Consider the following 25,837-nt stretch of genomic DNA (forward strand, 5'->3'; position numbering starts at 1 on the left):
GTGCTGTTTTCCGGCTTCGTCAGCAAAATGTTTGCACTTACGCGTTGAGTAAAAGAAGACGGACAAAAGAAGAAATCTTTTATCCGTTACAGAAGTTCAGGTCCATTATACTGCAAAAATCCTCCGCCGTCTGGTCTAAAATCCGGCGAATTTTCTATCCGAATTAAGGCTCCAATGATTCGCCGTCCTTGCGCTTTTCGCCCGGCGCGAAAACCCACCATTTACTGGCCGCGTAATTCACCAACAGCAGCAGAACCGTCACCGTCAGCTTGCTAAACAGCATGTTCCAGCCCAGAACATCGCTGCACACATAGAGCAGCAGGTAGGACAGAACTAGGCACAGTCCGTTGACCAGAAGGAACTTCAATGCTTCCGATACCCGCACCGGTTCTTTGCTGGCGAATGTCCACTTCCGGTTCCAGAGGTAGCTGTTCAAGGTTCCGCACAAGTACGAAACCGTCTGAGCCGCTCCGTAATGCAGATGCAGGCCCGAGAACAGCAGCCAGAACACGGCCCAGTCCACTGCCGTATTGCCGACTCCCACTGCCCCGAAGCGGAGCAGACGGAGCATTTCGGGGTTTACCCGCTTTTTTTGCCCGTTGTTATCGTTTGTCACGTGTCAGTTCTTCCCCTTCTCCCGGATTCCGGTCATCCAATCTGTAATCGCTTCGGCCGTGCGGCGTGTCTGCTCCTCCGGTGAAATCGAGGCCGCACGGTCGCCCTTCTGAGGGCCGTAACTGCCGAATTGGCCGTGATTCCCTCCCGGCAGGGTCAAAAGCTTGGCGTCCTCCGGCAAGTTCTTCTTGTTCTTCTCGAAGCTGTCGCGGTTCAGCACGCCGTCCTCCGAACCGGTCACGGAGAGAACCGGAAGCCCTTTGTCCCGGAGGCTTCCTTTGTCATCGGCGTACGACGCCAGGAAAAACACGCCCCGCAGCCCTTCCGGATGCTCCGCCGCATAGCGGGCCGCCATCACGCCGCCGAGCGAATGCCCTCCGATGACGAAGGACTCCCCGGGATGGGCCTCCAGCACCGCCGAGGCGCGGCCGCCTCCCAATACCGCCAAATTCAGCGGCATTTTGACGACCACCGTGCGGTGCCCGCGCCGAGCCAGCTCCCGGGCCAGAGGCGCGTAGCTCTCCGGCTTCACCAGACCGCCCGGGTAGAAGATCACGCCGGGCTCCTTCGGCTCTGCGCCTTCGTAGACCGTTACATCCTTGCTGTCCGTAACGGTAACACCGCCGCCGCTTCGCATGGACTCGACCGCCGTGCGGTCCGGTCCGTACGGCCGCAAATAGAATGCCGCCGCAATTCCGGCGGCGAGTATAAAAATCACCAGCGCCAGAAGCCACTTTCTGCCGCGCGATCGTCTTTTTTCAGTCATTCTCCGCCTCCTTGGATCATTCGTTCAGGGACGTTCGTTTACTCTCCGGTCCGGGGCATCTCTACTTTGCCGATCCGAACCGCTGGATGTCCGCTGTCCTTCTCCGGCCGTTTCCGTCTTCTTCAACGCTTATCGTACCACAGCTCCGCTTCCCGGCCCATCTTATTCCTCTCGGAAGTTTCCGGCAGCCTCGGCGGCAGTCTTTTTAAGGGCATTCAGGCTCTCACTGCTCACTTCATAGACTCCTCCGTCCAACTCCATCCGGTGCGAATCCCCGCCGTCTTGAAACGACACGTAGAGCCTGCGGACGTCATTGACCAGTGAGGCCAACGGAAGCTCCTTCCGGATGCGGACCGACTGGCCCGGCGGCAGCATAAGAAGCAGTCCGGGCTTGTCCGGCACATCCCCGGTCAGCTCGGCCGTACACTTGCAGGGCCCCTTCGCGGTAGATTCTATCACTGCTTCGGCATCGTCCACCAGACGTTGATACCGGGAATCCGCTTGTGGAACCTCGATGATGCGTCCGTCCCAGTTGAGAACCACCTTCTTCGGCTTGAGCTCGGCTGAAGGAAGCCAAAGCGAGGCGGCCCCGGCAACAGCCATCACTAAGATAACAAGTCCGCCGGACAGCCCTATCCATTTGTTCCGCCGCATAAGACAACCCCCAGTGACTTTCTTACCCAGTTAAACGGCACAAGTCTGTAAATGTTGCATAACCGGCAGAGGGATGGGAGGGCAGTATAAAAGCCGGGTATCGCTATGCCCGGTTCTAGTAGGGCTGGACGCTGTATCCATCGGGTATACGAAAAAAAGCAGCCTCCGCAAAGGAGACTGCTTCTTCTGAATTCTGTAAGCGGGTGATGGGAATCGAACCCACGCTACCAGCTTGGAAGGCTGGAGTTCTACCATTGAACTACACCCGCAAAGGTGATTGGAGCGGAAGACGGGAATCGAACCCGCGACCCTCGCCTTGGCAAGGCGATGCTCTACCGCTGAGCCACTTCCGCAAACTTTCGTTCGAAACATTTCCGAATCGACAAGAGATATCATAACAAATAATTAATGAAAACTCAATCCCTTTTCCGCTTAAATTTTAATCCAATTTTTTACACTTCCTACAAACAGGGAAAAGGCGCCATTTCCGCACCTAAAAAGAAAGGACCGGAGTAAATTTCTCCGGTCCTTCCATCTCAGTCGGATGAACGATTCGGCCAACGTCCGCTCCATCCGCAAGAACACTTCCGCTCCCTTAAGAAAGAGCCGCTTTAGCCTCTTTGAAAGCCTGCGTATATTGAGCCGCTTTCTTCGCGATCAGGCTGAAATCGCCGGTTTTGGACGCTTCCGTCGTCAGGTCCGAACCGATCCCGACGGCAACGGCGCCCGCTTTGATCCAATCGGCGAGATTGTCCAGGGATACGCCCCCGGTCGGCATGATGTTAGCCTGCGGCAGAGGCCCCTTGATGGCCTTGATTACGGACGGCTCGTACAAGTTGCCCGGGAACAACTTCACGATATCCACGCCGAGCTCCAGCGCTTCCTGGATCTCTTTGACGGTCATCGTGCCCGGCATCACCGGCACGCGGTACCGGTTGCAGAGCGCCACGGTCGCCGGATTCAGCGAAGGCCCCACCACGAACTCGGAGCCGCTCAGAATGGCCGCTCTCGCCGTTTCCGGGTCCAGGACGGTACCTACGCCGATAATGGCGAATTTGGACGCGTCCTGCGCCGTGCTGCTGTAGGTTTTGGCCAGCTTTTCAATGGCCTGGAGCGCAAACGGCACCGTCATCGTCACTTCGATGACTTTGATGCCGCCTTCGATGGCCTGTTCGGCGGCTTCGACGACTTCGTCCGGCGTCTTGCCTCTCAGAACGGCGACTACGCCCTGTTCCGTAATTTTTTGAATCAGCTGTATTTTTTTCATGGGGTCAGTTCATCCTCTCTCTGTCGGTAAAATCAGTTTCCGCAAGTATAAGGCGGCGGATACGCCTTCTATCTGAAATGCCGTATGAACCTCAATCAGACTCAGCGGCAAAACAACACAGCGCTCAGCATTCAGCGTTCGATATGACGGCTTCCCTGAAGCACGGCATCGACTTCTTCACGCGTCGGCAGGCCTTCCCAGTCTCCCGGAGCCTGAACGACCAGGGAACCGAGCAAACTGCCCAGCTCGACCGCTTCCAGGTGGCTCTTCCCCTGCAGAATACCGGACAGGAAGCCGGCACAGAAGCCGTCCCCGGCCCCGATCGTATCGACGACCCGCTCCGCTTTGACAAAAGGAACGGAGGACACGCGGCCGCCTTCGATCAGGAACGTTTCATTGTCGCCGCCTTTAAGCACCGTCACGGCCCGAAGCTTGCTCAGTTTTCCGACGATCTCGTCGAAATCTTCCGTCTCGTAAAGAAGCTGAAGCTCATCCAGACCCGGGAGAAAATAATCAACCTCCTCCGCCAGGGCCAGCAAAGTCTCTCTGGCTTCCCCGATCCCCCAGAGCTTAAGCCGCAGGTTCGGATCGAAGCAGACTTTCACCCCGTGCCGTTTGGCCGTGCGGACGGCGGCAATCACCGCTTCTTTACAGCTTTCGCTCAGCGCGCACGTAATGCCGGTTACATGCAGAATCTTGGCCCCGGCTATATAATCTTCTTCCAGATCGCCCGGCTTCATTAGGCTCATGGCCGAATTTTTGCGGTAGTAGTAGACGGAGGCTTTGCCCGATACCGCTTCCCGCAGCATCAAACCCGTCGGCGCCTCGGACGCTAACACGGCCCTGGAGACGTCCACGCCTTCACCGCGTATTTTTTTGAGCACCATCCGGCCGAAAGGATCTTTCCCCAAGCGTCCGAACCACCCGACACGATGCCCGAGCCGCGCAAGACCGATCGCCACATTGCTTTCGGCACCGCCGAACGAAGTGGTCAGCTGCGGTGAATACTCAATTCCTTTTCCCGAATCCGGCATCAGTAGGGCCATCGACTCTCCGAAAGTCACCACATCCGGATAAATTGGGGGTTGCTCTTTGCCTTGCTCCATCGTTCATCCACCTCGACCGTTAGATTCTCGCAGGCTCAGGCATCGTCCGCAGGCGGCACCCGGCCCATGCTAGCTTCCTTTATTCCACCGAAAAACGATCCCTTGTCCGCATTATCATGCGCAGAAAAAGCTTTTCCTTATGGAATCACTCCGTACAGGTTTGTATCTCATCCTTGAATCCGTCATCGGAGAAAGCTCCGGTCCGGATTTGTTAATTTAGAAGAATCCGTTCCTTCTTCATTATAGCAGAAAGGACTTCCCTTTAGGTATGAAAATGTTCATTCAAACGAAAACGAACAAAACAAACCTTTTTACCACATTCCTGCCGTTTAAAGAAAAAAAACAAAAAAAGCCTTGGTTGATCAAGGCTTCCTTCGTTGTTGATGCGCGATGCGGACGAGAGGACTCGAACCTCCACGGCTGTTACACCACTAGAACCTGCTAGCCTTGAGCCAGCAGGTTCTATTTTGGCGTATGGGAATGTTCACTGCTCCATTATTTCAGATACTTAATAAGCTTGGACCAAAAGGCCGAATAGTGCTCCCAATTCATAAACTCCAACGATCCCCAGTGCGGCGAACAATCGCTTGCAAACGCCGCCGTCTTTCCCTGGCCGTAAGTTCCAACCGTCAGAATAGCATCGCCTTCATGGCTTAGCAGTTCCTCTGCCCCCGGCTTAGCGGACAACTTATTATAACCTAGCAGCCTAGGCCATTCTCCCAAATCGTTTACCAATGGATGCGGCTGCGATACGACAGGCGAGAAGCCGCTCGGCATCTCTACCCGATCATCTTTATCCATCATGACAACCGGCAGCACATCGGCCAATATCGTATTTCTATAATTGGCTTTTCCTTCTATCCCCATGAAGGTCAGGTAACCGCCAACCATCAGCAGGCCACCTCCTTCGGCGACATACTGCTTCACAAGCTCAAGGGCGTTCGGAATGATTTGCATTTGATAGAAGGTTGGATTTTGGAGCAGGAATGTGTTTGCACCTACGTCACTCAGCACAATCGCATCATAGGTTTTGAGCTCTTCCAGCGATTGAGGAAAACGTACCTGTACTTCATGCGCAGGCATATAGGTAACGTCAATTCCCTCCTGACGCAGACAGGACAGCAAATAGGTTGCACCTTCTTCGTACTTGGTCGAGGTAAAACTGTCATAACCTTTCGTATGAATCATATGCACAACCCAGGACTCGCCAACAAACAAGATTTTCATCAGTTCAAGCACCTCCGTATTTTTTATACCACCAGGCCCTACACCTGCAGGCCGTCTTGATCCCATTTTTACGCTTCCTCGATTTCACACCAGTCCACAATCGTTTTGGCAATCATTTTGACCGCTTGAATCACTTCATCGACAGGCGTAAATTCGTCGCTATGATGGGCAAGGCTCGGGTCGCCAGGTCCAAAGTTAACGGTCGGAATGCCGACATTCACCGGCCAGCCCATATCGGTATGGAAGCCCAGTCCTTCGATTTTGCCTTCCTCACCAATGGTCTTCAAGGATTGTACACAGGTCTGAACAAAGGGATGTGCCACATCCGTTTCCGCACAATCGGCATCCACCAGCCATTCGATTTCCGGCATATGCTCACAAAGCCAAGGATCCGATTCCGATACCTCGCGTAGAAAATCAGTCAATTCCTTCTTAACTTTGCCGCCTACAAGCTTCTCGTCACGTTCCGAAGGCAAGTATTGCGCATTGAATACGATTTCGGCCTCATTCGCGAAGGAGGTCGGGTATTCCCCGGCGTTTAATTGCGCGACATGCACCTGACAAGGGATCGACAAGTATGGATGGGTCTTGCTGACAGCCCATTTCTCATTCAAGCGGTCCAGATGCTCCAGAATATATCTCGCTTTCTTAATCGCATCAACCGCGCCGCCGTCCCGCCAATCCGCTTGCGGCATCTCAATATGGCCGCTGCGACCTTGGATCTTGATTTTTCCCCATAAAATCCCGCGGCAAAGCGGGGCAATCGTCAGCGAGGTCGGTTCCGTTAAAATGCAAGCATCCGCTCGATAGCCGTGGTGAATAAAATCAAGCGCCCCCATGCCTCCCGCTTCCTCATCGACAACCGTGCCGACGATAACCGGCCCTTTAAGCTTAAACCCGCTGCGAAGTATAGCTTCGACAGCCATAATCATGGCTGCGACTCCGCCCTTCATATCAACAGTGCCGCGGCCGTACATCTTCCCATCGATAACTTGGCCCTCGAACGGATCGACCGTCCATTTTGAGCCTGCCATGACGACGTCGATATGACCAAACAAGAGCAGGGACTTGCCTTCCGATCCTTTGCCGAACGTAGCCGCCAGATTGGGTCTGCCCGTAAAATCTCTTCCTGGATAATAGCCCGCCATGCCTTCATATTGCTTCAGCTCATCGGCGACGGGCTCCCAGATTTCGATGTCCGCGCCGAGCTTCTCCAGCTTGCCGGCAATAAATTGTTGAAGGTCCTTCTCTTTGGATGGCGCCGGTTCCTCGAAAAACCAGGGGTTGACGCTCGGAATTTGAATGAGCTGCTGTAAAAAATGAATAATTTCATCTTGATGATTCTCGATCCATTCCATTACTCTCTGTTCTTGGTTCATCTCTCTCTCTCCTTTTGGCAGCACTCTCCCGATACAGCATGAATCCGCAGCTGTCGTAAGCAAGCGCATCAGGAGCCGTGCCTGCTCGCTTATTCGAATCGAACGGTGCTTCCGTCAATAAAATCAACCCACGGATTAATCATTTCATCGCCGAATTTATCCTTCTTCTTCTCAATGCCGAACATATAACGGGCATCGTCCGCAGCCGGGTAAGCCGGACTATGCCAGACCCCCCGATGGATGACGATAGCTTGTCCGGGCTTAATTCGAAAACACTTGACGGTGGACGGGTCAGGACTTTCATCAGGATCGTCGATGTCCATGCACAATGCTACAGGCTGTACAATCTCACGATCAAAGGTAAGCAGCAGCTCTTCACGACTGACATGCCTCTCCATTGCCGTTACGGCAAATTCGCGCCGCTTGGTAACCACAAGGCCAAATCCGATCGGCTCCCATACGTCCAGCATTTGCACATAGCTCCAGCAATCCCACCCGTCCCCGGATTTGGAGGGATCAATCGCCGGTAGATCCACTACTTTGCCATAGGGAGCAAAAGCCTCCTCCGTCAACTCTTCTATCCGCACCTTATACTCCATTAAGGCCGCCTCCTAACAGGGATATTATTTAGAAATCAAAGCTGTCCACATTATCGTTCGTGACTTCAAGCGTGCCAATAAACACACTTTGTCCGTCTACTTTCACAGTCCCTATCGTCGGAATCTCCATGCCGTCCTTGATTTCCTTGCCTTGAGCCAACTGATCCATAATGTAGACCGTTACATAAGCCAGCTTGCCCGGATCCCAAATAATATCCGTTTTGATCGTGCCGTTCTTGATATAATTTTTCACGACGCTCGGCACGGCAATGCCTGTAATGGCAACTTGGTTTTTCTTTAAAGTGCCTGCCTTTACAGCTTGCTCTACTACCTCCGCAGCAGCCGTAGGTTCGCCGCCTGCAAATCCGATAATGCCTTTCAGATCAGGGTAAGTTTGTAGCAGGTTTTGCGCATTGGCATACGCCTTCTGTTGATCGTCGTCGCTCGCAACAGTCGTTACGACCTTAATATCCGGATATTTGGCTGTAAAATAGGCTTTAGCCGCATTGGATTTCGCAATCTGGTTTTGTGAGCCGAGACCGGCTACCATGAACGCTACCTGTCCTTTACCGCCGATTTCTTCTCCGATCGTTTTGGCCAGAAGCTCCCCCACTTCTTGGTCAGTGGCCGGAGCTACATAATATTGGCGATCTGTACCCGGCGCATCGCTGTCCCAAGTCACAATGTTGACGCCTTGACCTGCCGCTTTTTTGAACACAGGGCCTACCGCTTTCGCATCATTAGGCGATACGCCGATGCCGCTTACTTTGCGGGTCAGCATATCCTGAATCATATTAATTTGCTTGGAGGAATCCGCCTCTGTCGGCGCATTGAACAGAACTTCTACCTTCAAATCGGCTGCCGCCTTCTTGGCACCCTTTTCAGCCGCCGCCCAATAAGCAGGGCCAATGGACTTTGGATTCATAAAGTAAGTTTTTGAGCCGGAAGCTCCCTGGTTCGGTTTGCCTCCGTTATCCGTTTGGTTCCCGCCTGTACTTCCGCATGCTGCCAAATTCAGAGCCAATACACCCGTTAGTAACGTCAATGCCAGCTTTTTCATAGGTTTCACTCTCCATTGAATTTTTTATTTCCTACAGCAAGCAGAAGCAACGCTCCTAAAATGACTGCCTGGTAAAGCACGGATACACCTAATAGATTCAATCCATTACGCAAAAACACAATGATCAGCAGCCCGACAAATGTGCCTGAAAGACTTCCCCTTCCTCCAAAAATATGTGTGCCTCCTATCAAAGTCGCTGTAATCACGTCCAGCTCTATATTGGTACCCGATGTCGCCTCTGCGCTTGCCAGACGCGACACCAGAAATATACCCGCCAAGGCCGAAAACAATCCGCTAAGCATAAACAGGATAAACCGGATGCGTACGACCGAGATGCCGGAATAGCGGACAACCTCTTCATTGTTGCCAATCCCGTACACATAGGTGCTGAATCTGGTTTTTTTCATTACAAAGTTGGCCAGCAGGAACATCACCACAAGGAAAATCGCATTAACCGGAACAACGCCGATATATTGCTGGCCCATAAAGTAGAAAGCATCCGGAAAACCGCTTATGGGTCTCCCCTGATTGATCACGTAGACCAGCCCCCGCAGCATCACGAGCATGCCAATGGTGACGACAATAGCCTGCATGCGGTGCCTCGCGATCAGATAGCCATTAACGGCCCCGCACAGCAAGCCGGCCAGTAGTCCAATGATCACACTGATCCATATATCGATGCCCCGCTCATACGCAACTCCCATACATACAGCGGAGAAAGCCAGAATGGAGCCAACCGATAGATCCATCGCACCGGATATGATGATCATGGTCATCGGAATGGCGATCAGCCCTACTTCAACCATCTGGTTTAGCACATTCATAAAGTTGGTGACGGTCAGGAAATAGGGAGACAAGAAGCTGAACAGCACGATAATGACGAGCAACAGAAGCATTTGAACGATTAGCTTATTTCCCCTAAGCGGGAACCGGCTTGTCCATGCACTCATACCAAATCCCCCTCTTTTCCTTTGTTTTGCCGTATACGTTGCAGCGTATTAATAACAATTGCCAGAATAATCAGAAAACCAGTTGCGGCATCAACCCAGAACGGAGAAACCTTGGATATAATGAGCCCGTTTTTAACGATGCCCATAAAGAGTACACCCAGCATCGTTCCGGCTATAGTACCGACGCCCCCGAATATACTTCCCCCGCCGATAAGAACGGCTGCCATGACTTCAAACGCCAAACCGCTGCCTGCTGTCGAGGCTTGCACACTTCCTACCTTTGCCGCGAAGATAACGGAGGCGATCCCGACCAGCAAGCCGGTTAATACATAAACCTTAAACTTGGTTCGGGCTATGCTGATTCCCGCAAGCTTGGCTGCCGGACCGTTCCCTCCAATCGAGTAGATTCTTCGGCCCACGCGGGTGAATTTCATTAAATAAATGAAGATCGCTATGAGAATGACGGCTGTCAGCAGCGGAAAGGAAATGCCGAGCAAATATCCTTGTTCGAAGAATCGAAATCCTTCCGGAAAGTTCGTCATCCAGGTTCCCCCGCTGATGCCTACCGCAATGCCCCTGAAGATGTACATGGTGGCCAGGGTGACGATGATGTCCGGTATCTTCCTTACAGCGATGAAATAGCCATTGACCATGCCGCATAGCACCCCGATGCATATCCCCATAGCGGCTGCAAGCCATGGATGAATGCCATGGCCGAGGAACAACCCGACAGATGTCGCTGTCACAGCCAGCACGGAACCGACCGATAAATCCATGCCCCCCAGAAGAATGACCATCGTCATCCCTATCGCCACAATAAACATGGAGATGTTCTGATCCACAATCAGCCTTATATTTTCGAACTGCAAAAAGTCAGGTGAAATGATGGAAAACAACAGCGTGACGAGAATGGTAAATAAGATGATAGGCGCTTCATGCACATTTAGCAGGCGTTTCATAAGAGGCCTCCTTCCGGGAGCGGATGTGAAGCACGCTGCAGCAATTGTTCCTGGTCTGCCTCACCATGTGCAAATTCATGGACGATTGTGCCTTTGTGTAGCACCAAGATCCGATCGCTGAGACCAATCACCTCCGGCATTTCGGACGAAATCAGCAGGATGCTCAAGCCTTCCTGAGCCAGTTGATGAATAATATTGTAGATCTCCGCCTTCGCTCCGACGTCAACTCCCCGAGTCGGTTCTTCCAGAATAAGAATATCAGGGTTCGCTGCAAGCCATTTGCCGATCACGACCTTCTGCTGATTGCCGCCACTCAGAAAATCTACGCTTTGTCCGTCACTGGGTGCTTTAATCCGAAGCTTCTCCATATACTCCCCGCTCATCTGTTTAATTCGCGCCTCGTCCAGCACCGTGTACTTTGAAAGCTGGGGCAGCATCGGGATCGATAGATTTTGCCGGATTGACATCGGTTTTATGATACCTTGACGGTGACGATCCGGCGGAACGTAAGCAATCTTCTTCGCTTTGGCCTGGCTTGGGCTATTGATTTTCACCGCTGCGCCATGAACAATGATGTCACCCGTTCCCCGCCTTAGACCGAATAAACGCTCGGCAATCGTATGCGTGCCCGAACCCGGAACGCCGAACAGCCCTACTATCTCTCCCTTTCGCAGCTCAAAAGATACACGGTGCGCGGAATCGAGCGACAATTGCTCCACCTTCAGCACAACCTCTTGACCGTGCTTCTGCTCTCTTACCGGATATAACTGGCCGACCTCTTTGCCCACCATCATTTGAATCAAGTTCTGTTCGGTAACCTCTTCGATCCCTCGGGTATCAATCTTGGCTCCATCCCTCAGCACCGTTACCTTATCCGCAATTTCAAATATTTCCTTCATGCGGTGGGAGACATACACGATGGCAACGCCTTGCGCCCGAAGCCGGTTAACCACGTCGAACATTTTTTTCACTTCGTTTTCCGGGAGCGCCGCCGACGGTTCATCCATAATGAGCACATCCGCCTGAAAAGAAAGCGCTTTCGCAATCTCGATTACTTGCTGGCTGTGGACTCCGAGATGCCGGACTTCCTGGCGGACATCAATTTCGCCTCCCCCTATCGAATCAACCAGACGCTGCGCCTCGTCATACATTTTGGACCATTGTATCCGTCCGAATCTGCCGACCATTTCCGGGCGGTCAATAAATATATTTTCCGCGGCTGTCAGATTGGAAAACAAATTGAATTCCTGATGGATAATGGACACGCCTTGCCGTTGGGCATCAAGCGGGTTGCCGAATGTTACTTCCTTGCCCTTCAGTCTGATCGTTCCTTTCGTCGGTGAATATACGCCGGACAAAATTTTCATCAGTGTAGACTTTCCTGCTCCGTTTTCCCCCATAAGCGCATGAACTTCGCCCGGATACAGCTCAAAGCTAACATCGGATAACGCTTTGACCCCCGGGAACTCTTTGCTGATGCCTTCCATTTTCAAAACCGGATGCCTCATCTTTAGACCTCCTATTCACCTTACCCAACTGCTTTTTGGATAACTTTAACAAGACTATGCGTTAAATCATAAAAGTCCGAGACTACAGGTGTCCCTTTCCAGGAAAGAAACCCCGTATATTGCCTTTTTATAGCGGCCTTATTGACCTATTGTTCTATGCCGTAAGAAACGACTGTACCTGATCATCTGTCGGAATCGAGCTCTGAGCGCCCGGTTGAGCTACAGCCAGCGCCGATGCCGCTGTCGCGTAGCGCAGGCAATCATGCAGCTCCGCTCCCGTTACATATTTAGCTGCGAATGCTCCGATGAAGGTGTCTCCTGCCGCTGTCGTATCCACTGCGTCAACTGAAAATGCGGGAAATGTGATTTGACTTCCCGATTGATCCATATAGATAGACCCTTTGCTTCCCAAAGTAATAATAAGATGAGGAATGCCGTCTTTCAGCAGTTTCTTCCCGGCCTCCAGCGCTTGGCTGCTTCCTTCAATACGGACGCCGCTCAGCACCTCCGCCTCGACCTCATTCAGAATGAGGAAAGCAACCTTGGGCAGTTGGCTCCGGTCAAACCCGTCAATTGGAGCCGGATTCATAAATACCGGAATATGCTTCTCTGCCGCTTTATCCAGCACCCTTTGATTGACTGCCGATGATATTTCATTTTGCAGCAAGATGACGTCGAAACCTGAAAGATCCAATTGGTCAATCTCTTCCGCGCCATATCTTCCATTAGCGCCGGAGGATAATATAATATTGTTCTCGCCGGCCCCATCTACTGTAATCAAGGCAAGCCCCGTCATACAGGGCTGATCGGCAACATAATCAAGAATAATGTTATCCTCCGCCAATCCCCTGCGTATGTCGGCGCCAAATGAATCCACGCCCAGTCCACCGGCCATAGCGACCGAAACTCCAGAGCGGGAAGCGGCAACAGCCTGATTAGCCCCTTTGCCTCCAATGAAGAAACGGGTCTCGTTGCCCTGTATCGTTTCGCCGGGAATCGGGTGACGTTCAACCTGTGTGACGATGTCCATATTCATGCTGCCCACTACCAAGATCTTCGCCATGGCTCTCCCCCAGTATTACGTCTTCAGTCTTTTGACTGAGCCGAATTTCTTCAATTCAACATCCAATATCATTTTCTTCAGCTTCGTCTGTTCTTTAGGCTTTCCCTTGATTTTTTGAATGAGCATCTCCGCCGCTTGAATTCCCATCTCTCTTGTCGGTCTGCTAACCACGGTCACTCTTGGCTGCACGAATTGAGCAAGCTCGTTCTCATCAAACCCAATTAAAGATATATCCTCTCCGATTCGGAGATTCAAATCGCGTATCGCTTTAATCGCACCCGTGCAGATGACGTTATTAGCCGCAAATATGGCTGTCGGTGGCTGCTCAGATTGCATAAGCTCCGTCGTAAACCGGTAGCCGTCCTCTTCCAGCCAGCTCCCCTGCTTGTGATAAGCAGGATCGGGTGTCAGGCCGCTCTCATGCATGGCTTGACGATAACCCCAATAACGGTCCTTGCCGTCGTTAAAATCATGCGCCCCATCTATAATGGCAATGCGTTCATGACCATAGTCCACGAAGTGCTTGGTCGCTTCGTAAGCGCCGCGGAAGTTATCGATTAAGACACCGTCGTGGCCGCAATCGTTGATATAACGGTCGACAAGGATAGTTGGCTTGCGAATGTTCCGATAAAACTCCGCATCCTTATGAGTGCCTATTAAAATGATTCCATCCACATTTTTCCCCAGGAAGCTTTCAAAAAATTCTTCCTCCTCCGCCTCGTCGCTATTCGTGGCAACGACTAGAGTGGTGAAGCCCTCCTTCTTGGCTACCTCGACCATACCGCCAATGACTGCGGTGTAGAAGGGATTCTGAATCTCCGGCACCACGACGGACAGCATGTTGGTTTTTTTATTGACCATCGATGCAGCCATCGTATTCGGCACGAAGTTCATCTCTTCAACTACTTTGAGAATTTTCTTGCGAGTGGCTTCGCTTACGCGATCCCGTCCATTCATCACTCGGGATACCGTAGCGACAGATACACCCGCTTGCTTGGCCACGTCCTTAATAGTGATTTCCTTGTTCGTCTTAGCCACCCCCCTTCCTTTAGTTTTATGTCATAACGTTTTCTCAATATTTTCCCTTTGACAATAAACGCTATGAATCTAATCTATCATATTATTTAATGAAAACGGTTACGCAATTTCTAGTTTCATTCTAGTACGTTCCCAATAAGATTACAATAGTTTTTTTATAAAAACAAAAAAATAATAAAGCGTTTACATTTTTCGTACATAACCTTTTATTTTAGGTATTTCTTCGATATTTAACTAAATTCTCATTAAAAACTAGTAAAAACGTCCTATATTCTTACATAAAACCAAGTTTTTCATTAATATCGCGTATACCTCAGGAAAAAACATACAACTTTCATTAGAATCCAACTTTCAGCCACTCCTCAAAAAAACAAGAAATGTTAACCCGTTGTTTCCCTCATTTAAAACTTCCTTTCCCAACCAATCTCTTGTTAAAACGTTTACGCAATTTGTTTGAAAATACACGTTGTTAACGTAAAACAAAAAGCCTGGAGGAATCAGGAATAAAAACCTTTAATGCCACCTTAGCTGTAAAACGCCGAATTAGACACATGATCTAATGAACCACTGATTCGTGCATTCGGTGCCGGTGAGAGGACTCGAACCTCCACAGTTTCCCTCACGATTTTGAGTCGTACATGTTATTTGTCCAAGAAGAGGAACATAAAACCCGCGAAAAGCCTTGTAAAATCAAGATTTTTCGCGGGTTTTTTTTAGATTTTTCCAGGCTACGAGCAGATAAAATCATGTAAGAAGCCGGAAATGAGTATAAGGATTACATGTATTAAGATAAGCTGGGGCAAAGGATTAAACCGGGGTATATAACTCAACACTCCCCGCTTGTACCGTAGAAACTTGAAATGCGCCGAATTCGTTTTCACGATCTTCGGCACAGTTGCGTTAGCCTATTGCTGGCGAAAGGAAAGGTGTAAGCATGAAGGAGATTCAAGAATAGCTCGGTCATAGTCACTTCTCCACTGCAGCTAATATCTACGCTCATTTGGATTACAGGTCCAAGCTTTCTTCTGCCCAGGCAATGAGCACCTGCTTAAAGATGAATAATATAAAAAGGTTCCTGCTCTGCCGGAAAAAGCAGATCAGAAACCTTTTTATTGATGCGTGATGCGGACGAGAGGACTCGAACCTCCACGGCTGTTACACCACTAGAACCTGAATCTAGCGCGTCTGCCAATTCCGCCACGTCCGCATGAGGATTTGATGGTGCGGTCGGAGGGATTTGAACCCTCACGCCCATTGGGCACTACCCCCTCAAGATAGCGTGTCTGCCGTTCCACCACGACCGCATAAGACACTTGAAAAGTGAGCCATGAAGGACTCGAACCTTCGACACCCTGATTAAAAGTCAGGTGCTCTACCAACTGAGCTAATGGCTCTTAAAAACTGGTGGAGGCTGATGGATTCGAACCACCGAACTCGTCAGAGAACAGATTTACAGTCTGCTGCGTTTGGCCACTTCGCTAAGCCTCCATGAAACTGGTGCCGTCGAGAGGACTTGAACCCCCAACCTACTGATTACAAGTCAGTTGCTCTACCAATTGAGCTACAACGGCATATAAAGTTGTCTAAATGGTGGCTCGGGACGGAATCGAACCGCCGACACGAGGATTTTCAGTCCTCTGCTCTACCGACTGAGCTACCGAGCCTTGCATGGTTTGCACCAACCCAATCGGAATATGCGGGATCGATGAACGGTTGTGAAACTTAAATGGCGGAGCTGACGGGATTCGAACCCGCGGTCTCCTGCGTGACAGGCAGGCATGTTAGGCCTCTACACCACAGCTCCAAGTAGTATTCCCCAGTCCCAGAAAAATTATGATTGTCGGACTCATAAAATCTGGATGGTGGACGCTGACGGGATCGAACCGCCGACCCTCTGCTTGTAAGGCAGATGCTCTCCCAGCTGAGCTAAGCGTCCATATCTTATAGTAGGAATAAAATGACCCGTAGGGGATTCGAACCCCTGTTACCTCCGTGAAAGGGAGGTGTCTTAACCCCTTGACCAACGGGCCTTGATGTTTGTCTTTTTTAGCGACAAGGATTATTGTATCAGAAATTTAAAAGATTACAAGCTTTTTCTTCTATCCAAAATATCTCAGAAATTTCCGCCATATGGGCATGCGGTTTTTTACGGATAAAATTGCAGTTTTCCCAGTAAAATCAAGGTTTCCGGAGGTCACGCTTGAAAAGTGGCAGGACGTACCCGGATCACTATATGTAAATTAATACCATGACACAGGAACATAAATTCGTATACGCGGGTATGACTCTCTATTCTTCCAAAGCGCGCGATTCATAGGCAGCGTTGCGGCACTACGCGGCATTCGGCCGAACCCCACTTATTCTGAGAGTGGATAGCATGAGCATACCCTTTAACGGTTAAAAAACTTTACAAAAAACACGCCCTTGCTCACAGGAGCATCGGACGTGTTTGGTTGAAAGGGTTCTTGCTCAGCTTATGCCGCCGGAACGAAGCGCAGCCGCTGTCTGTTCAGGATGAGCATCGCCGGATACAGGCCCCAGCCGTACCGCAAACCGAAAAGCTTGCGGCTCCAGCACATGCGGCGGAAGCTGCTTCGGCCCGCAGCTGTTACTGCCCAGCCCGTTCTGCTTGTAATCCAGATGAAGCGTGACATAATCGCGCGGAACGAGATCGCACTCGTGGGAGGCCGCTTCCAGGTCCTCCGGCGTGTAGCGGCTGGCTCCGAAGTCAAAGGACGGCTGTCCGGCCGCCAGAAGCCCGGAGCCCTGCACGCCGCGCAGATACGCCCAGCGCACATCGGAGCGGTTGCCGCTTTCCTGCGGCTTGACGTACGGAAAGCGCAGGTCGTCGACCGCGGCGTCGTACAAGCCCATCCGCGCGGCTTGTCTGCTGTCCGGGTAAGATTCCCCCGGACCGAGCCCGTACCAGGTCACGCGGTCCATGCTGCCGGGCAGCTCCATCCGCAAGCCGATACGGGGCAGCATATCCGGCGGCGTGCCGTCCGGTTCGCCCTGCACGGTCAAGTCCACCGTCCCATCGGGACGAACGGTGTAGACCCACGTGCAGGAGAAGCCCCAGGCGTACACGGGCGGCGCCGTGCGGATGGAGACACTCACGCGCACGGAGCCGTCCGCGAGCCGCTCCCAGCCGCTGCCGCGCACATCGTCGGCCGCCATATGCACGCACGCCTTGCGCCAGTCGGCGACAACGTACATGTCGTTGTCGATCGGTGCGCGCCACAAGGCGAGCCGCGGTCCGCCGCCTTCGGCGATCACCGGGGTGCCCGCGTGCCGCCAGGAGGCGATGCGCCCGCTTCCCCGGTCGAAGACGAGCGCGAAGTCCCCTCCCGTCAAGGTGAGCAGGCGGTCCGCTTCTTCGACCCGGATGGCGGCTGCGGCGGCTGCCGGGGCGGGCTCTTGATGCCCAAGCGCCGCTCCGGGTACGCCAGCCGGAACAGCCGCGTTATCCGCCGCAGATCCTTCTCCTCCGTATGCTTGTGAAGCCGCCATTTGGCCTTCTGAAGCTGCTGCGGGAGATTCGGCGTCGGAATTTATCGCCGCTCCTGCCGCCTCTTCGGAACAGGCATGAAGCGGAAACTGCGCCCACGCAATCTCGTGGCCTTCCTCCGCCCAAGATGCCGGGGAGGCCAGCACGATGCGCACGGTCAGCCAGTGCTCGACCGGGCCTCCCTCATCTGCCGCAGGCACAGAAAGGGGAATATGGAGAGTTCCCTCTTCTCCGGCGGCCAGGTCCGGCAGCTCGGCCGCCCCCCCGCCAACGAGGCGGCCGTCCGCCTCCAGCTTCCACGTGCAGCGGAAGTTTTGAAGCGAGATAAAATCGTAATGGTTCCGGATAATCAGCTCGGCGGCTCCTTCGTTGTTGCCCGGCTCCCATCCTGCGATCTCTACCGAAATCGGTTCTATCGTTTTCTTGTATTCCATCAGACCCGGAGACGGCATGCGGTCCGGCGTTACGAGTCCGTCGATACAAAAGTTTCCGTTGTTCGGCTGATCGCCGTAATCCCCGCCGTAAGCGAAATATTCGCGGCCGTCTTCTTTTTTCCGCCGCAGACCGTGATCGATCCACTCCCAGACGAAACCTCCCTGAAGCCTCGGATACGTTCTGAAAAGCTCCTCATAGTGCTGGAGCCCGCCGGGGCCGTTCCCCATGGCATGGGCGTATTCGCATAAGATATGCGGTTTGTCCAGCTCCTTCATTTCCCCAAACCCGCGCATTTTCTCGGGAGACGAGTACATGGTGCTGAACACATCGCAGGCTTTCCCTTCGCGGTCCCCCTCGTAATGAACGAGCCTCGATGGATCGTAGGAGCGGCACCACTCGTACATCGCCTCATGATTGCATCCAAAACCGGATTCATTGCCGAGTGACCACATGATAATCGAAGGGTGATTTTCGTCGCGCATGACCATTCTCCGCATTCTGTCCACATAGGCATGCTTCCACGCAGGATCGGCGCTGAGCCGGTTAGCGTCCCCGATCAGTTCGAAGCCGTGCGTCTCCAGATCGGTTTCATCCATGACATACAGGCCGTACCGGTCGCACAGGTCGTAAAAGCGCGGGTCGTTCGGGTAGTGAGCCGTCCGCACCGCATTGATGTTGTGCCGCTTCATCATCCGGATGTCCTTCTCCATCGTCTCCGGTGTGACGGTTCTGCCTGTATCAGGGTGATGGTCGTGACGGTTCACTCCGCGCAGACGAATCGCTTTCCCGTTAACGAGCATGAGGCCGCCTTTGACCTCAATGCGGCGGAATCCGGTTTTCAGCGCTGTCGTTTCAAGCACCTCTCCCTCTTCGTCCAGCAGAGTGACGATCAGGTCATACAAATAAGGCGTTTCCGCGGACCATTTGCGGGGTTCCTTTATTTCGGCTTCAATCGTAAATGACCGCTCCTTATCCGTTCCTGCGATTCCGTCTGTTTTTCCGCTGCCTGCAATCCCGTTTTCTTCCCCCGAGTCGATAAGGTTCCCTTTTTGGTCCTGGAGTTTCCAAGCTAAAGTGAATGGACGGCTAGCCGTGTCAGTTGCTGACCCCGTCCGGGTCTGAGAACCGTTCTGGGTCTCGTTTTGTGCGCCGGTTTGTGCATCGCTATGGGCCCTGTTCTGTGCGTCGCTTTGTGTACCGATTTGTGTACCGGTTTGCGTTCCGGTTTGTGTACCCGTTTGCGTGCCGTTATGCTCGCCGTTTTGGCCGCCGATCCGCGCAGCGCATCCTGCGGCTTCAGCTACCGTCACGGCCATACGGAGAAGTCCGTGCCTGCACGCTTCATCCAGCCCGGCGTTTACCCGGATATTTTGCAGATGCAGCTTGGGCCGGGCCGTAAGGACGACATCACGGAATATGCCGCTGAGCCACCACATATCCTGGTCTTCCAGGTAGCTTCCGGCCGACCACTGATAGACCTGCACGGCAAGAACATTCCGGCCGCTGCGGATAAAAGGCGTCAAATCGAATTCCGCCGTCAGCCTGCTCCCTTCGCTGTACCCGGCATACTCCCCGTTCAGCCAGACGTTATAGGCGCTGTCTACTCCGTGAAACCGGATAACAATGTCCTTATCCGTCCAATCGTCCGGCAGGGTAAATTCCCTCAGGTAGCTGCCAGTAGGATTGGCTGCGGGCACACGCGGAGGGTCAACCGGGAACGGGTAGTACAAATCCGTATAATGGGGAGCGCCGTACCCGTGCATCTGCCAGCAGCTCGGCACAGGAAGCCGGTCCCAGGCGGATGCGTCGAACTCCGGCTCGTAAAAACCGGCCGGTGCTTCCTCGGGCGAGCCGGTGTACCGGAAAGCCCACGTGCCGTTAAGAAGCAGCATACGGTCCGAACGCTCTCCGGCGTAAGTAAGAGCCTCTTTTTCTTTTCCGTAGGGAATAAAGCTGGCCCGGGCCGGCAGTCGGTCCCGCTCTAGTACATCGAGATTTTCCCAATCCCGGCGCTGCAAATGTAGTTCCTTCATATCTATGCTCCTCCTGCTTGGGGCTCACCCCTTAGATTGTCGTTGCGCTTGATGATTAAAGGCAGCACGCGGCTGCGGAAATACATAAAATTCACGATCAGCAGCACGCCCGCAATGAGAAACGGAGTGTGGTAATCGCCTGCGTTCATAAAAAAACCCGCGGTCATCGTCGACAAAGATGATCCGATACAGCGGAAAACCGCCCGCATTCCCGCGTACAGATTGCGTTCTTCTTCGCGCAGCGAAGACATGGTTTCGCTGTCTACAAGATTGCCGAGCAGCGAAAAGCTTCCGCTGCGGAGAACGAGCAAGGCCGCAAATACCGGCGCCGGCTGCGCGATCAGGAGCAGAAGAGCCAGCCCCGCGTTTCCGAGGAACGCGCCGGTAAAGGCGACTTTCGCTCCCCAGCGCTCCATGATTTTGGGAGCGGCCAGCGAAGCGGCAAACAGCACAAGCCCGTTTACCGTGTACACGTAAGAAATCAGATCGTCCCCCCATGCCGCCCGGAACTTCAAATACACATTCATAAACGGGCCGATGAACGAGAAAACAAATCCGATCAGGCAGGCGTTGGATGCGAGCAGCCAGAGCGACCGATTGCGGAGCAGCCTGCGAAATCCCTGCGGCAAACGCGAAACACGCCCCGCAGGTCGTCTCTCGCGTGATACAGGCGGCTTCGCCGGCCCTCTGCGGGACGCGTTCTTCTCTTCGGCGTCACACGCTTCGCTTGCGGCTGCTTCCGGCGCTTCCGGCGCTTCCCTGCGGTCGCTGTCCCCGGGGCCCTTATCCGTCGTGTCACGGCCCCTGCTTTCAGCTTCTGCCGCATCGCAGTTGCCGCTTGCGCCTCCCGCCGCGGCTTCGGCTCCGGGACGCAACCCGCTCCCGGATGCATCCGCTCCCGCCGGTCCCGGACGGCCGCCGTCTCCGGAATCGCCCATCGACGACGCTCCGCCGCTGCCGCCCGCAGCCCGTTCCGCCGGAAGCAGCCGCAAGCGCAGCAGAGACAGCACCGCGATGCATACGGCGGAAGCATAGAGCGACGGGGCGTGGCCTGCGGCCGAAGCGTCCGCCCGGGAGAGGATGCCGCCGAGCAGATTGCCGAGTCCCGTGAATGCGGTGAACACCGCGAACATCCCGTGAAAAGCCCGGCTCTCCTCCCGGCGAGAACGGCAGTACCGGAACAGAAGCTGGATTTCCGTCGTCTCGATACACATAAATCCGGCTGATGCGACCGCCTGGGCCGCATACCAGACCGGCAGGCTGCGTCCGGTGGCGAATAGGGCCGCTCCTGCGGCAACGAGCATCGAACCCGCCAGCAGCATGGGCTTGCGGCCGATTTTTCCCGCAAGCATACCGGCGGGCAGCGCACCGATTCCCATGATGAGAATGCCCACGGCGGAGATGCTCGCTATCTGGCCGCCGCTTGCGCCAAGCGCCAGCAGGTGAAGATTCAGGGCCAGCGAATACAGCCCGATTCCGATCCCGTACAGCGCTTCCGTCGCCAGAAACCGCCTGACTCCGGTTGTCATGCTTGTGTTGCTGCTGCGAAAACTAAACACATCTGTCCAATCCCCTTGCTGTCCGAAACTTGCGAGTTAACTTCCTTGCTTACGGTTTTGATTTTGAAAACACATTGAAAATACAGCCTCTAATCCCATTCATTCCCGCTCCACAAAAGAACATCGGAGGAGATACCGCTTCGATCACCTTACTTAATGCCTGTCATCGAAATGCCTTCCACGATATACCGCTGGGCAAGGAAGAACACCGCAAGCGGAGGCAGACAAATAATCGTCGTAACGGCCATAACCGACGTCATGTCGACGCCGAACATCCCTTTAAACTGCGCCAGACCGAGCGTCAGCGTATACATGCTTGCATCGTTGAGGAAAATGAGCGGCCCGAGATAATCGTTCCACGTGTCCAGCATATTGAAGACGCTGACAAGCACGAGCGCCGGAAACATCAGGGGAATGATAATTTTCGTGAAAATTTTCAGATCCCCCGCCCCGTCGATTTTCGCCGCCTCTTCAAGCTCCGTCGGAATGGTCATAATAAACTGCCTCAGCAGGAAAATGTAAAACGCGGAGCCGAACCAGGACGGGACGATCAAAGGCTTCAGCGTATTGATCCAGCCCAGGAAGTTAAATTCCATGTAAAGCGGGATCATCGTAACGTCCCAAGGAATCATCATCGTGGCGAGCACGACCATGAACAGGGCGTCCCGGCCCTTGAAGCGGAAACGTGCAAAGCCGTACGCTACCAGGGAGGATGAGATCAACTGGCCGATGTTGCACAGCACGGTAACGGTCAGCGAATTTTTCAGAAACACGTTAAACGGCTGTATCGTCCACGCCTTGGCGAAGTTCTCCCAGTGAAGCTCGGACGGAATCCACTTGGGCGGATACATGTAAACCTCTTCCGGACTTTTCAGAGCCGTCGTAACCAGCCAGAAGAACGGCATCAGGAACAGCAGCGAGAAAAACAGCAGCAGGGCATATGTGAGTACTTTCTTCATGTCTTCACCTCGCAATCGTCTTTACAGCGCTTTGCGCTTCGTTTTCCGGGCTTTGTTCTTCTTCAGTTCACCCTCGTAATAGACGAACATGGAGGTGGAGCGGAAGACCATCATCGTCAGCGCCAGCACGATCACGAACATGACCCAGGCGTTGGCTGCGGAATAACCCATTTTGAAATATTTAAAAGCGTTCTCGTACACATACATCGCGTAAAAGTAAGTCGAATTCAGCGGCCCTCCGCCCGTGAGCGTCAGAGCTAGCGTAAGCTGCTGGAAAGCGGCGATAATCGACGTAATCAGGTTGAAAAGCAGGGTCGGCCCCAGCATGGGAAGCGTGATGCGGATAAATCGCTTGAACGCGCCCGCTCCGTCCAGTTCGGCGGCTTCGTACAGATCGCCGGGGATATTTTTCAGCCCCGCGAGGAAGATCAGCATCATGGACCCCTGCGCCCACAGGCTTGCGGCAACCATCGCGATCATCGACCAATTCGGCTCGCGCAGCCAATCCGGACCGGTAATTCCGATCAGGGACAGGAAATAATTGAGGATGCCGTATTCCCCGCTGTACACCCAAGCCCAGATCATCGCCAGGGCAACGCCCGAGATGACGGAAGGCAGATAGAACACGGTGCGGAAAATCCCGCTTCCCCGGACGTTCTGATTGAGCAGAACAGCCAGCAGAAGAGCGATAGCCAGATTCAGCGGTACGAATATGGCGGCAAACCGGATCGTTACGCCCAAGGAATGCCAGAACAAAGGATCATTTGTGAACATATTCACATAGTTTTGGAAGCCGACAAAAGTTCGTTCGCCGACAATGGGCCAATCGTAAAAGGAAATGACGAGCGAAAACAGGAGGGGTCCGAGCGTAAAGGCCACGAACCCGATCATCCAGGGAAGAATGAAGAGGAAGGGGGTTAGCCTGCCTCTTCTCCAGATGCTGCGCCGCACGCCTTTTTGAAGCTGCAAGGTGTTCGGTTGCATGGGCTCACTTCCGTTTCCCTAACGGGTTATTTGAAAAACTTTTGCGAATCGCGGACGGCCGTATCCATCGAATCCTGGGCGTTTTGTCCCAGCATAATCGCGTTGATGGCCGACGTTAAGTTGCGGTTGACTTCGTTCCATTTCGGGCTGAGCAGGAAAGCCGGGGTGTTGTCGCTCGCTTCGAGCATCGTGTAGAACGCCTTATACACCGGGTCCTGGTCGAGCTTGTTGCCTTCCACGATGCTTTTGCGCACCGGCAGGTCGCTTGTCCGCAGCTTGATCGCTTCCTCGGAAGCGTAGTACTTGATAAACTCCCACGCTTCTTCCTTGTGCTTGGAGTTTTTGGACATCGAGACCGCGGATTCGGCGATTACGCCTTTAACCGGTTTGCCCGGGAAGACAGGCATGGATACAGTGCCGAAATCGACCTTCGCTTCCTTGAAGCCGTCCAGCGGCCAGATACCGCTTTCCCACATGGCGATTTTGCCCGCTTTGAAAATGTCGTCCCCCGACTGCTGGTTCTTGCCGCCTACAATCACGGCCGTTTTCGCTTTGACGAGGTCGCCGATCATGCCGACCGCTTCGACCGCCGGCTTGCCGTTCATGTAGCCCTCGATCGTTTTGCCGTCATCCGAGATAAAGCTGCCGCCGTTGCTCCATACGATTCCCTGAAGATCGTACGGATCGTTCTCCGCACGGACTCCGAAACCATACTGCTTTTTGGCCGGATTCGTCAGCTTCTGGACAGCGCTTTTGAATTCGTCCCACGTCCAGCCTTCTTTAGGTTGAGGGACGCCCGCTTCGTCAAACAGCTTTTTGTTGTAATACATCACCCTTGTCGTAAACCCTGCCGGTATTCCGTAAGCGGTTTCATCGATCTTGACGTAATTGAACAGTCCCGGGTAAAAATCGTCCTGCTTCAGTGTCGCATCGCTTTTCATCCGCTCATCCAGAGGTTCGAGGTTTTTGTAATACGTCGGAAAATCCCACATGTACATCACATCCGGCGCATTGTTGGCCCCGATTGAAGCGGCCAGCTTCTGATCGAATCCGTCCCCGTAAGCTTCGACCTGCACCTTAACGTTCGGATGCTTCGCTTCGAAGTTTTTGGCGATCGTTTCCTGGATTTTGAGCAGATCGCCGGTATCCCAGGTCGCGAAGCGCAGCGTCACCTTGCCTCCGCTGGAGCCGGAGTCTCCTCCCCCCTGGGCTTCTCCCTGCTTGGAGCTGCAGCCCGAGAGGGCAAGAGCGGTAACCATCGATCCGGTAAGCGCGAGAACGAGCGTCTTTTTCATAAAGTTCCCCCCATAAACATCTTAGGTGTGATGAGATGAATGCGTTGAATTGACTTCAGTTTACGGCAAATAAAGCGTTTTCAAAACGGAAGAATGTCCGAAAAAAAGTGCCGCTTTGCCCGCTCTCCGCGCAGCTCATGAGGAAGGTGCCAATACGTCCGGCGCGAGGGGGTGTTTTTATCCGGCGATCCGTTACCGGGAAAAAAAAGAAGGTTTCCCTTCCGGGAAACCGCACAGACAGAACCGGCTAGCGAGCGTCCGTCATCCGCCGTTCCGTGCGGTAATGACTCGGGGTCTGACCCGTGCAGCGCTTGAACCATTTGCTGAAATATTTCGCATCCGGCATGCCTACCCGGTCCGCGATGTCCTGCACGGTCAGCTTCGAGGCGGCGAGCAGCTCCGAAGCGATGCCCAGCTTCGTGCGGCAGGTGAACGCCACGAAGCTCTCGCCCACCACGCGCTTGAACAGCGTGCTGAAATGGCTGCGGCTCAGGCCCACCTCATGGGCCGCTTCCGCGACGGAGAGCTGCGAGTCCGCCTGCTCGACGATCAGGCGCACCGCCGCCGCAATCGGCTCGGGCCACTCGCCGATGCGCACGCGGTGGCGCGTCTCCAGCTCGATGCGTCCGTGCAGGCTGCGTACCTCCGCCAGCCAGCCGGACGCGCCGGCGAACGCCGCGCCCTCCGTCCAGCGCAGCTGCGGGTCCGCCGCTTTGAGCGCGCACAGGCGGGCGTTCCACGCCTGCCGCTCTCCCTGCGGCACGAGCAGCAGCACATGCTGCCCGCTGAGGGCGGCCGCCGCACAGAGGCCCGCGGAGGCCAGCCCGGCGGCCAAGCGCCCGGCGCAGGTGGCGGGGCCCGGTGTGGCCGTGG

Annotated in this window: 20 protein-coding genes and 12 tRNA genes; all 32 read right to left on the minus strand. The window is 53.7% G+C overall.

Annotated features, from left to right (window positions below; genetic code table 11):
• Positions 1-163: 163 nt before the first annotated feature.
• A complete protein-coding gene (locus tag PCH01S_RS13110; RefSeq protein WP_042229879.1) occupies positions 164-616 on the minus strand; it encodes a GtrA family protein in 453 nt (150 codons plus the stop codon).
• A gap of 3 nt (positions 617-619) precedes the next feature.
• Positions 620-1,381 (minus strand): alpha/beta fold hydrolase, encoded by a 762-nt coding sequence (locus PCH01S_RS13115; protein ID WP_042229880.1) that lies wholly within the window; start codon positions 1,379-1,381, stop codon positions 620-622.
• A gap of 162 nt (positions 1,382-1,543) precedes the next feature.
• The gene (locus PCH01S_RS13120) at positions 1,544-2,035 is read right to left on the minus strand and encodes a hypothetical protein (RefSeq protein WP_042229881.1); all 492 of its coding nucleotides are present in this window, start codon (positions 2,033-2,035) and stop codon (positions 1,544-1,546) included.
• 198 nt (positions 2,036-2,233) lie between these two features.
• A tRNA-Gly gene (locus PCH01S_RS13125) sits at positions 2,234-2,304 on the minus strand.
• 9 nt (positions 2,305-2,313) lie between these two features.
• Positions 2,314-2,388 (minus strand) — tRNA-Gly (locus PCH01S_RS13130).
• A 242-nt stretch (positions 2,389-2,630) separates the two neighbouring features.
• Positions 2,631-3,302, minus strand: a complete 672-nt coding sequence (locus tag PCH01S_RS13135; RefSeq protein WP_042229882.1) for a bifunctional 2-keto-4-hydroxyglutarate aldolase/2-keto-3-deoxy-6-phosphogluconate aldolase — start codon at positions 3,300-3,302, stop codon at positions 2,631-2,633.
• Positions 3,303-3,433: 131 nt separating this feature from the next.
• Entirely contained in the window at positions 3,434-4,408 is a 975-nt protein-coding gene (locus PCH01S_RS13140; RefSeq protein WP_042229883.1) for a sugar kinase, read from the minus strand.
• Positions 4,409-4,903: 495 nt separating this feature from the next.
• The gene (locus tag PCH01S_RS13145; RefSeq protein ID WP_084706592.1) at positions 4,904-5,701 is read right to left on the minus strand and encodes a glutamine amidotransferase; all 798 of its coding nucleotides are present in this window, start codon (positions 5,699-5,701) and stop codon (positions 4,904-4,906) included.
• A 2-nt stretch (positions 5,702-5,703) separates the two neighbouring features.
• On the minus strand, positions 5,704-7,014 hold the full coding sequence (locus tag PCH01S_RS13150) for an ArgE/DapE family deacylase (RefSeq protein ID WP_042229885.1): 1,311 nt from the start codon (positions 7,012-7,014) through the stop codon (positions 5,704-5,706).
• A gap of 89 nt (positions 7,015-7,103) precedes the next feature.
• Positions 7,104-7,613 (minus strand): ureidoglycolate lyase, encoded by a 510-nt coding sequence (locus tag PCH01S_RS13155; RefSeq protein WP_042229886.1) that lies wholly within the window; start codon positions 7,611-7,613, stop codon positions 7,104-7,106.
• Between the two features lie 28 nt (positions 7,614-7,641).
• Complete coding sequence (locus PCH01S_RS13160; protein WP_042229887.1) at positions 7,642-8,673, minus strand: autoinducer 2 ABC transporter substrate-binding protein; 1,032 nt, start codon at positions 8,671-8,673, stop codon at positions 7,642-7,644.
• A gap of 5 nt (positions 8,674-8,678) precedes the next feature.
• The gene (locus PCH01S_RS13165; RefSeq protein WP_042229889.1) at positions 8,679-9,623 is read right to left on the minus strand and encodes an ABC transporter permease; all 945 of its coding nucleotides are present in this window, start codon (positions 9,621-9,623) and stop codon (positions 8,679-8,681) included.
• A complete protein-coding gene (locus PCH01S_RS13170) occupies positions 9,620-10,582 on the minus strand; it encodes an ABC transporter permease (RefSeq protein WP_042229890.1) in 963 nt (320 codons plus the stop codon). The genes PCH01S_RS13165 and PCH01S_RS13170 overlap by 4 nt, the downstream gene beginning before the upstream one ends.
• Positions 10,579-12,090 carry a sugar ABC transporter ATP-binding protein gene (locus PCH01S_RS13175; protein ID WP_042229892.1) on the minus strand — a complete coding sequence of 504 codons (1,512 nt, stop codon included), beginning with the start codon at positions 12,088-12,090 and terminating at the stop codon, positions 10,579-10,581. Before PCH01S_RS13175 ends, PCH01S_RS13170 begins: the two co-directional genes overlap by 4 nt.
• Positions 12,091-12,244: 154 nt before the next feature.
• Positions 12,245-13,153 carry a ribokinase gene (locus PCH01S_RS13180; protein ID WP_042229894.1) on the minus strand — a complete coding sequence of 303 codons (909 nt, stop codon included), beginning with the start codon at positions 13,151-13,153 and terminating at the stop codon, positions 12,245-12,247.
• Between the two features lie 15 nt (positions 13,154-13,168).
• Entirely contained in the window at positions 13,169-14,191 is a 1,023-nt protein-coding gene (locus PCH01S_RS13185; protein ID WP_042229895.1) for a LacI family DNA-binding transcriptional regulator, read from the minus strand.
• Between the two features lie 584 nt (positions 14,192-14,775).
• Positions 14,776-14,865: transfer RNA gene (locus PCH01S_RS30440), tRNA-Leu, on the minus strand.
• Between the two features lie 449 nt (positions 14,866-15,314).
• Positions 15,315-15,398, minus strand: a tRNA-Leu gene (locus tag PCH01S_RS13190).
• Positions 15,399-15,410: 12 nt separating this feature from the next.
• A tRNA-Leu gene (locus PCH01S_RS13195) sits at positions 15,411-15,495 on the minus strand.
• A gap of 17 nt (positions 15,496-15,512) precedes the next feature.
• Positions 15,513-15,585 (minus strand) — tRNA-Lys (locus PCH01S_RS13200).
• Between the two features lie 8 nt (positions 15,586-15,593).
• Positions 15,594-15,679 (minus strand) — tRNA-Tyr (locus PCH01S_RS13205).
• 7 nt (positions 15,680-15,686) lie between these two features.
• Positions 15,687-15,762, minus strand: a tRNA-Thr gene (locus PCH01S_RS13210).
• Positions 15,763-15,779: 17 nt separating this feature from the next.
• A tRNA-Phe gene (locus tag PCH01S_RS13215) sits at positions 15,780-15,855 on the minus strand.
• Between the two features lie 63 nt (positions 15,856-15,918).
• Positions 15,919-15,995 (minus strand) — tRNA-Asp (locus PCH01S_RS13220).
• 56 nt (positions 15,996-16,051) lie between these two features.
• Positions 16,052-16,127 (minus strand) — tRNA-Val (locus PCH01S_RS13225).
• A 22-nt stretch (positions 16,128-16,149) separates the two neighbouring features.
• A tRNA-Glu gene (locus tag PCH01S_RS13230) sits at positions 16,150-16,221 on the minus strand.
• A 439-nt stretch (positions 16,222-16,660) separates the two neighbouring features.
• Entirely contained in the window at positions 16,661-20,167 is a 3,507-nt protein-coding gene (locus PCH01S_RS13235; protein WP_042229897.1) for a glycoside hydrolase family 2 TIM barrel-domain containing protein, read from the minus strand.
• Between the two features lie 2 nt (positions 20,168-20,169).
• Positions 20,170-21,726, minus strand: a complete 1,557-nt coding sequence (locus PCH01S_RS13240; protein WP_042229899.1) for an MFS transporter — start codon at positions 21,724-21,726, stop codon at positions 20,170-20,172.
• A 149-nt stretch (positions 21,727-21,875) separates the two neighbouring features.
• The gene (locus tag PCH01S_RS13245) at positions 21,876-22,685 is read right to left on the minus strand and encodes a carbohydrate ABC transporter permease (RefSeq protein WP_009672023.1); all 810 of its coding nucleotides are present in this window, start codon (positions 22,683-22,685) and stop codon (positions 21,876-21,878) included.
• Positions 22,686-22,706: 21 nt separating this feature from the next.
• Complete coding sequence (locus PCH01S_RS13250) at positions 22,707-23,669, minus strand: carbohydrate ABC transporter permease (RefSeq protein WP_042229901.1); 963 nt, start codon at positions 23,667-23,669, stop codon at positions 22,707-22,709.
• Positions 23,670-23,695: 26 nt separating this feature from the next.
• The gene (locus PCH01S_RS13255; protein WP_042229903.1) at positions 23,696-24,964 is read right to left on the minus strand and encodes an ABC transporter substrate-binding protein; all 1,269 of its coding nucleotides are present in this window, start codon (positions 24,962-24,964) and stop codon (positions 23,696-23,698) included.
• 247 nt (positions 24,965-25,211) lie between these two features.
• A partial coding sequence (locus PCH01S_RS13260; protein ID WP_042229972.1) for an AraC family transcriptional regulator occupies positions 25,212-25,837 on the minus strand: 626 nt, incomplete at its 5' end.

Source organism: Paenibacillus chitinolyticus NBRC 15660 (assembly GCF_000739915.1).
Classification (GTDB): Bacteria; Bacillota; Bacilli; order Paenibacillales; family NBRC-103111; genus Paenibacillus_F; species Paenibacillus_F chitinolyticus.

Coding starts and splice junctions, on each gene's coding strand:
- PCH01S_RS13175 (WP_042229892.1), bottom strand. CDS start 12,090: ATGAGGCATCCGGTTTTGAAAATGGAAGGCATCAGCAAAGAGTTCCCG.
- PCH01S_RS13180 (WP_042229894.1), bottom strand. CDS start 13,153: ATGGCGAAGATCTTGGTAGTGGGCAGCATGAATATGGACATCGTCACA.
- PCH01S_RS13245 (WP_009672023.1), bottom strand. CDS start 22,685: ATGAAGAAAGTACTCACATATGCCCTGCTGCTGTTTTTCTCGCTGCTG.
- PCH01S_RS13250 (WP_042229901.1), bottom strand. CDS start 23,669: ATGCAACCGAACACCTTGCAGCTTCAAAAAGGCGTGCGGCGCAGCATC.
- PCH01S_RS13145 (WP_084706592.1), bottom strand. CDS start 5,701: ATGGGATCAAGACGGCCTGCAGGTGTAGGGCCTGGTGGTATAAAAAAT.
- PCH01S_RS13235 (WP_042229897.1), bottom strand. CDS start 20,167: ATGAAGGAACTACATTTGCAGCGCCGGGATTGGGAAAATCTCGATGTA.
- PCH01S_RS13255 (WP_042229903.1), bottom strand. CDS start 24,964: ATGAAAAAGACGCTCGTTCTCGCGCTTACCGGATCGATGGTTACCGCT.
- PCH01S_RS13140 (WP_042229883.1), bottom strand. CDS start 4,408: ATGGAGCAAGGCAAAGAGCAACCCCCAATTTATCCGGATGTGGTGACT.
- PCH01S_RS13115 (WP_042229880.1), bottom strand. CDS start 1,381: ATGACTGAAAAAAGACGATCGCGCGGCAGAAAGTGGCTTCTGGCGCTG.
- PCH01S_RS13160 (WP_042229887.1), bottom strand. CDS start 8,673: ATGAAAAAGCTGGCATTGACGTTACTAACGGGTGTATTGGCTCTGAAT.
- PCH01S_RS13135 (WP_042229882.1), bottom strand. CDS start 3,302: ATGAAAAAAATACAGCTGATTCAAAAAATTACGGAACAGGGCGTAGTC.
- PCH01S_RS13170 (WP_042229890.1), bottom strand. CDS start 10,582: ATGAAACGCCTGCTAAATGTGCATGAAGCGCCTATCATCTTATTTACC.
- PCH01S_RS13155 (WP_042229886.1), bottom strand. CDS start 7,613: ATGGAGTATAAGGTGCGGATAGAAGAGTTGACGGAGGAGGCTTTTGCT.
- PCH01S_RS13165 (WP_042229889.1), bottom strand. CDS start 9,623: ATGAGTGCATGGACAAGCCGGTTCCCGCTTAGGGGAAATAAGCTAATC.
- PCH01S_RS13120 (WP_042229881.1), bottom strand. CDS start 2,035: ATGCGGCGGAACAAATGGATAGGGCTGTCCGGCGGACTTGTTATCTTA.
- PCH01S_RS13150 (WP_042229885.1), bottom strand. CDS start 7,014: ATGAACCAAGAACAGAGAGTAATGGAATGGATCGAGAATCATCAAGAT.